The sequence below is a fragment of the Arthrobacter crystallopoietes BAB-32 genome, from assembly GCF_000328305.2.
GTDB lineage: Bacteria > Actinomycetota > Actinomycetes > Actinomycetales > Micrococcaceae > Crystallibacter > Crystallibacter crystallopoietes_A.
On the sequence record NZ_ANPE02000148.1, the window covers coordinates 1 to 6,080 of the forward strand.

6 protein-coding genes and 1 riboswitch are annotated in these 6,080 nt (G+C 68.5%); of the genes, 3 read left to right on the forward strand and 3 right to left on the reverse strand.

Annotation, left to right across the window (positions count from 1 at the left end; all coding sequences use genetic code 11):
- On the reverse strand, positions 1-273 hold a 273-nt coding region (locus D477_RS22315; protein ID WP_190273563.1), incomplete at its 3' end, for a maleylpyruvate isomerase N-terminal domain-containing protein.
- Between the two features lie 55 nt (positions 274-328).
- Here D477_RS22315 and D477_RS12165 point away from each other — a divergent pair.
- The gene (locus D477_RS12165) at positions 329-1,108 is read left to right on the forward strand and encodes a CPBP family intramembrane glutamic endopeptidase (protein ID WP_005269547.1); all 780 of its coding nucleotides are present in this window, start codon (positions 329-331) and stop codon (positions 1,106-1,108) included.
- A gap of 17 nt (positions 1,109-1,125) precedes the next feature.
- On the opposite strand, the gene D477_RS12170 is transcribed toward D477_RS12165, so the two are convergent.
- A complete protein-coding gene (locus D477_RS12170; RefSeq protein ID WP_005269548.1) occupies positions 1,126-1,938 on the reverse strand; it encodes a VOC family protein in 813 nt (270 codons plus the stop codon).
- A gap of 111 nt (positions 1,939-2,049) precedes the next feature.
- Positions 2,050-2,164, forward strand: a riboswitch (SAM riboswitch).
- A 67-nt stretch (positions 2,165-2,231) separates the two neighbouring features.
- On the opposite strand from D477_RS12170, the gene D477_RS12175 reads away from it, so the two are divergent.
- Both D477_RS12175 and metX read left to right on the forward strand, forming a co-directional pair.
- Positions 2,232-3,551 carry a bifunctional o-acetylhomoserine/o-acetylserine sulfhydrylase gene (locus tag D477_RS12175; RefSeq protein ID WP_005269549.1) on the forward strand — a complete coding sequence of 440 codons (1,320 nt, stop codon included), beginning with the start codon at positions 2,232-2,234 and terminating at the stop codon, positions 3,549-3,551.
- 33 nt (positions 3,552-3,584) lie between these two features.
- Entirely contained in the window at positions 3,585-4,712 is a 1,128-nt protein-coding gene (gene metX, locus D477_RS12180; protein WP_005269550.1) for a homoserine O-acetyltransferase MetX, read from the forward strand.
- Positions 4,713-4,885: 173 nt separating this feature from the next.
- Here the strand turns inward: metX and D477_RS12185 are convergent.
- Positions 4,886-6,080: winged helix DNA-binding domain-containing protein (locus D477_RS12185; RefSeq protein ID WP_005269551.1), on the reverse strand; the 1,195-nt coding region annotated here is incomplete at its 5' end.

Genomic DNA, 6,080 nt, shown 5'->3' on the forward strand with positions numbered 1-6,080 from the left:
CAGCAGGCGCCACTCCGGGTCCAACCGGCTGCCGGAACCCCACGTGTCCGCCGGCGGCCCGGGGCGCTGGTCGTCGTAGCCGCTCGCCATTGAGGCCTTCGTTGCCGCGTCGCGGAAGGCGACGGCCAGGCCCATGAAGTGATCCAGCAGATCCCCCACGGTCTTCCCTGCGCACGGCGTCGGCGCATCCAGCTGCCGGTCCTGGACGCCCACGGCCAGCATGGAAACACCGCGCGCCGCGGGAACAAGGTCGATCATTCCGGAAGGTTCCATGGCCTCAAGTCTGGGGCGGGCCGCCGCCCTGGGCAAGGCTTGGCAAGATAGACGCATGCACAGCGAGACCGTGACCACCGGGGCGATGCCGCGCACCCGCCGCTATTACCGGACCGAACTGCTGATCGTCCTCGGCCTGTCGCTGGGCCAATCAGCCGTCTACTCCATCGTGAACCTGGCGGAGAAGGCGACCCGCGCGCCGCTGGCCTCCCAGACCACGGCGCTGAACCCGGTGCTCAACGAACGCGAGTTCTTCGACCTGCTCTACCAGTTGCTGGGCATCTTCTTCGCGCTCGTGCCGGTGGCGCTGGTCCTTTTCCTTATGACCTCCCCGGGCAGGTCGGCCTTCCGGAAGATCGGCTTCACGTTCTCCCGGCCGGGAATCGACTTCGGCCTCGGGTTCGGCCTGGCCGCCGTGATCGGGGCGGGCACCTTGGGCGTCTACGCTGCCGGGCGGGCCTTGGGAATTACGACGGCGGTGGTCCCGGCTGCCTTGGACCAGTACTGGTGGACGGTTCCCGTGCTCGTCCTCTCCGCCCTGCGCCACGCCGTCCTCGAGGAAGTCGTCATCGTGGGCTACCTGTTCGACCGGCTCGCCAGACTCGGATGGAGCACCTGGGCCATCATCTTCACCAGCGCCCTCATCCGCGGCAGCTACCACCTCTACCAAGGTGTCGGCCCCGGCATCGGCAACTTCCTGATGGGCCTTATCTTCGGCTACGCCTACACCCGGACGCGCCGCGTCATGCCACTCGTCGTCGCGCACGCCCTGCTCGACATCGCCGGCTTCGTCGGTTACGCCCTCTTCGGCCCCGCCATCGGCATCGGCAGCTGACCCGTAGCCGGCACCGATTATCCCGCCGGAACCCGGGCCAGCCCCGCCGGAACCCGGGCAGCCCCGCCGGAACCGGGCCACATTGGTAGGCCCCGGCATGGAAAAGGCCCGCTCCAGCCATCGGCGATCCTTGGATTGGCAGGGATCGGCACAGCCTGGAGCGGGCCAATGTGGCCCGGGATGTCCCCGCTAGAGCTCGACGATGCCTTCGGGGTTTCGAAGCGCACGGACATGATGCCCGGCGTGCCGTTCGGCGCGGTCCACGCAACCTTGACGTCGTCCAGCAGCGCGTCCACCGGGGTGCCCAGCCAGTCCGCCACCCGGGCCGAGGAGCCGCCGATGGTCAGGCCGATCAGCTTGGCGGTAGCCGCATAGGCGTTGGACGGGTGCAGGTCCTCGGTGCCGTCGTCCCAGCGGAGCATGTACGGGACCTGGGGATCGGCGATCAGGCCCTTGATGCCGATCTGCTGCCAGGTCAGTTCGCGTCCGTCGGGGAACTTCCGGTTGCCCGGGACGGCCTGCCGCCCGAGCCGCTCTTCGAACGGTGTCAGGTCGTCGACCTCGACGCACCAGCCCATCCAGCCTCCGCCGGCCTCGGACCGGGCGCGCACGGCCTGCCCGAAGGGAGCCTTGTCCGACGCCGGGTGGTCCAGGACCTCGACGACCTCCAGGTAGTGGCGGTCGGTGAGGGGGAAAATCATGTTCCGGGTTCCGAAGCGGGGATGCACCCCGCCTTTGACAGCCTCGATGCCAAGGGTGGCCGCAATACGGTCGGTAGTAGCGGCGAGGCCGTCGGGTTCACAAGCATAAGAGACGTGGTCGAAACGCATAATTCATCTTGGCACTTTGTGATTTTCCTCTCGACTTAGGGTGACCTAAGACCCATTCATACGCCGTCACATACTTGCCGAAACGAGGGGTCCTCGCCGACTCTGGATACAGGTCATGAGTGCCAGTGACGAGCCCCGGCTAGCTGGCCGGCAACCCTCCAACCGCGGTGGGGTGCCCCGGGTGAAGACCAGGCTTCCGCCAAAAGGCGCGAAGCAAGCGCGGGTCGCACCCTGCAGCCAATGTCCTTGTGGCTGCGGGAAGACCCCTTCAACTATGTGGAGGAGTTGCAGCCATGTCCAACGATTGGTCATTCGAAACACGCCAGATCCATGCCGGCCAGGAGCCCGATGAGGCGACCGGTGCCCGTGCACTGCCGATCTACCAGACGACGTCGTTCGTCTTCCCGAGCGCCGAGAGCGCAGCCAACCGCTTCGCGCTGTCCGAGCTGGCGCCCATCTACACCCGGATCGGCAACCCGACGGCGGAAGCCGTGGAGAACCGCATCGCCAACCTGGAAGGCGGCGTCGGTGCCCTGCTGCTCTCCTCCGGCCAGGCAGCTTCCACCTTCTCCATCCTGAACCTGGCCGAGGCCGGCGACCATATTGTCGCGAGCCCCAGCCTCTACGGCGGCACCTACAACCTGCTGAAGAACACGCTGAAGAAGTTCGGCATCGAGGTTACCTTCGTCGCGGACCCGGACAACCTGGACCAGTGGCGCGCGGCCGTACAGCCGAACACCAAGGCCTTCTTCGGCGAGGTCGTCTCCAATCCCCGCCAGGACGTGCTCGACATCGAAGGCATCAGCGCCGTTGCGCATGAGGCCGGCGTCCCGCTGATCGTCGACAACACCCTGGCCACCCCATACCTGATCCGCCCGATCGAATGGGGCGCCGACATCGTGGTGCACTCGGCCACCAAGTACCTCGGCGGCCATGGCAGCGCTATCGCCGGTGTCGTCGTCGACTCGGGCAACTTCGATTTCGCCAAGGATCCGGCGAAGTTCCCCGGCTTCAACACGCCGGACGAGAGCTACAACGGCCTGGTCTTCGCCCGCGACCTCGGCGTCGGCGGCGCCCTCGGAGCCAACCTGGCCTACATCCTCAAGGCGCGCGTGCAGCTGCTGCGCGACCTGGGCTCCTCGGCCGCGCCCTTCAACGCGTTCCTCATCGCGCAGGGCCTGGAAACGCTGAGCCTGCGCGTGGAGCGGCATGTCTCCAACGCACAGCAGGTGGCGCAGTGGCTGGAAAAGCACGACGCCGTCACTTCCGTGGCGTACGCGGGCCTGCCTTCCAGCCCGTGGTACGAGCGCGGCCGCAAGTACGGTCCGAAGGGAACCGGCGCAATCATCGCGTTCGAGATTTCCGGCGGCCTCGAAGCCGGCAAGAAGTTCGTCGACGGCCTGGAGCTGCATTCGCACGTGGCCAATGTCGGCGACGTGCGCTCCCTGGTCATCCATCCGGCATCCACCACCCACGCCCAGCTGTCTCCGGAGGCACAGCTCGCCGCCGGTGTGACCCCGGGACTGGTGCGCCTCGCCGTCGGCATTGAACATATCGATGACATCATCGCTGACCTCGAAGCCGGGTTCCGCGCTGCCAAGGGCGCAGCCTAGGCGCGATGAGCTGAAGGAATCACGGGCATCACTTTGACAACACTGCAACCACAGGAATTGCTGGACACGGCAGCGGACGGCATCCTCCGCCAGGCCTCCATCGGAGCCCTGGAACTGGAGACCGGCGGTTTCCTGCCGGACGTTGTCCTGGGCTTCGAAACCTGGGGCACGCTCAACGAGGACGCCTCCAACGCCGTGCTCATCCAGCATGCCCTGACCGGCAGCACGCATGTGGCCCGCGGTGATTCCGCCGAGGCCGGCTGGTGGGACCCGCTTGTTGGTCCGGGCGCGACCATCGACACCGACAAGTACTTCGTGGTCTCCGCGAACATGGTAGGCGGCTGCTACGGTTCCACCGGCCCGGCCTCGCTGGCCCCGGACGGCCAGCCCTGGGGCTCGCGCTTCCCGCTGATCACCATCCGCGACTCGGTCCGTGCCGAGGCGCGCCTGGCGGACCTGCTCGGAATCCGCCGCTGGCACGCCGTCCTGGGCGGGTCCATGGGCGGCGCCCGCGCGCTGGAATGGGCGGCGACCTACCCGGAACGGACCGCCCGCTGCGCCGTGATCGCGTGCGGGGCAGCCAGCACGGCCGAACAGATCGCCTTCGCCCAGGCCCAGGTGCTGGCCATCCGGCTGGACCCCAACTTCAACGGCGGCGACTACTACGGCGGGCCGGCCCCCGTGGATGGACTGGGCATTGCCCGGCGGATCGCGCACATCAATTACCGTGCCGAGCCGGAACTGGAATACCGCTTCGGCCGGACGGCCCAGGGCGAGGAGCAGCCGTTCGGCAGCGTGACCTCGGCCGGCCGCGGACGGTACGCCGTGGAGAGCTACCTGGACCACCAGGCCAGCAAACTGGCGGGCCGGTTCGACGCGAACAGCTACATCCACATGACCGAGGCGCTCATGAGCCATGACGTCGCCCGCGGCCGCGGCTCGGTCGCCGATGCCCTTGCGTCAGTGGCCACGGAATTCCTGATCGCCGCCGTGGAGTCGGACCGGCTGTATTTCCCCGAGCAGTCGCGCCAGCTCGCCGCGGCGCTGCCGAATCCCGTGAAGGTCCACATGATTAATTCGCCGATCGGCCATGACGGCTTCCTGACGGACATCGAGCAGCTGCACGACGAATTCGCCGCCGCCTTCTTCCCCCGCGGCTGACGCAAAGGTCCCGGCCTGCCGGCCGGACCAGCAGGCTGCGGACAACGACGGCGGCGATCCCCGCCAGTGCCAGCAGGAACACGACCGCCAACACCGGCAGCGCCATGCTCCAGACCTCGGGCATCAGAGGGTTCGCTCCGTCCGGCATTCTTCCTCCGCTGATCGCCTGCAGTCTAAAGTCCGGCCGGCTGTCCAGCTTGGCCGGACGCGCCCCGGACCGAAATTTCCGTGTCCAGCGGCCGGCCCAGGAACGATCGGTACCGCTCCAGAGCGGCCATCAGGGCTTGTTCTTCGTCCGCTGCCAAGGTCCGATGCAGCAGGACACGGACGACGGCGGTGCCCGGCTTGAGTGCGTGCTGCCAGTTCCCGGTCATGCGGCCATTGAGCAGGACGACGTGGCTCGGCACCTTGGCGTTGGCAGGCGCGGGAGCGCTGCCGCCGAGGTAGCCGCGGGTTGGCGTGTAGCCCATGACGTACTCGTCGTAGCACTGGATCAGGTCCACCCGCGGACTGCCCGGACCGCGGAGGGAGGGTCCGCCGTCGTCCGCCCACAGGAACTCGTGGCCATCCACGGCACCGGTCTGCAGCACTGCTGCACCGGTGCCGGTCCCGGCTGCCTCGAGTCCGCGGCGGACATCGGCCTGGGTCAGGCCGGACCACAGCGCGCAGTCCTTGACGGTGGCCGGGCCATGGCTGGAGAAGTAGCGGCGCACCAGTGCAGCCAGTGCTTCGTCCCGGTCGAAGGGGTGCGGCAGCGGCGGTACCCGCTCGTCGAAGGCGGCGTAGGTCTGCCGCGCCGCGCCGCCGTTCGTTGCCTGCGGGACGCCGCTGACCAGCATCTGGTCCATCTCCGCGTGGTAGACCAGATGGGCCAGCCGCTGGTTGCGCAGCGGTGCGCCGTTGAGGCGTTCGCCGGTATCCTCAAGCAGCCCCGCGCGCTCCAGGGCGGCCGCCAAGTCCTCCCGTGGCACGTGCCGGCCGCCGGCGACGACTTCGGCCAGCACCGCGTTCGACCGCTCCACGATGGCCGGATCGATGCCCAGCTGCCGGTCGCGGGTCTTGTTGCCGGCCTTCAGCCGCGGCCTGGAGAGTGTGGAGAGCCAGCGCAGGTCTTGGCGGTGCACGAAGTGCCACGTGGGCCGGAGCACGTGCGTGCGCAGGATGGTGCCGTCGGCGATGGCGGCGTCCACGGCAGCGGCGTCGTCCCGGGTGGCGCCGGAGCAGCGCTGGGCCAGCGACCAGCGCGCATAGGCGTACTCCTGGGCCTGGACGGCGAGCAGGTTGCGGACCGCGGCGGGAGCGTCGGCAGCGCCCGGGCCCCAGAGTTGCTGGGCCAGCAGCCGCCGGCGGGGAATCGCGGCGGCGGTC

What these genes read in the sequence shown, in the direction of transcription:
- D477_RS12165 (WP_005269547.1), top strand. Translation starts at nt 329, where the DNA reads ATGCACAGCGAGACCGTGACCACCGGGGCGATGCCGCGCACCCGCCGC.
- D477_RS12170 (WP_005269548.1), bottom strand. Translation starts at nt 1,938, where the DNA reads ATGCGTTTCGACCACGTCTCTTATGCTTGTGAACCCGACGGCCTCGCC.
- D477_RS12175 (WP_005269549.1), top strand. Translation starts at nt 2,232, where the DNA reads ATGTCCAACGATTGGTCATTCGAAACACGCCAGATCCATGCCGGCCAG.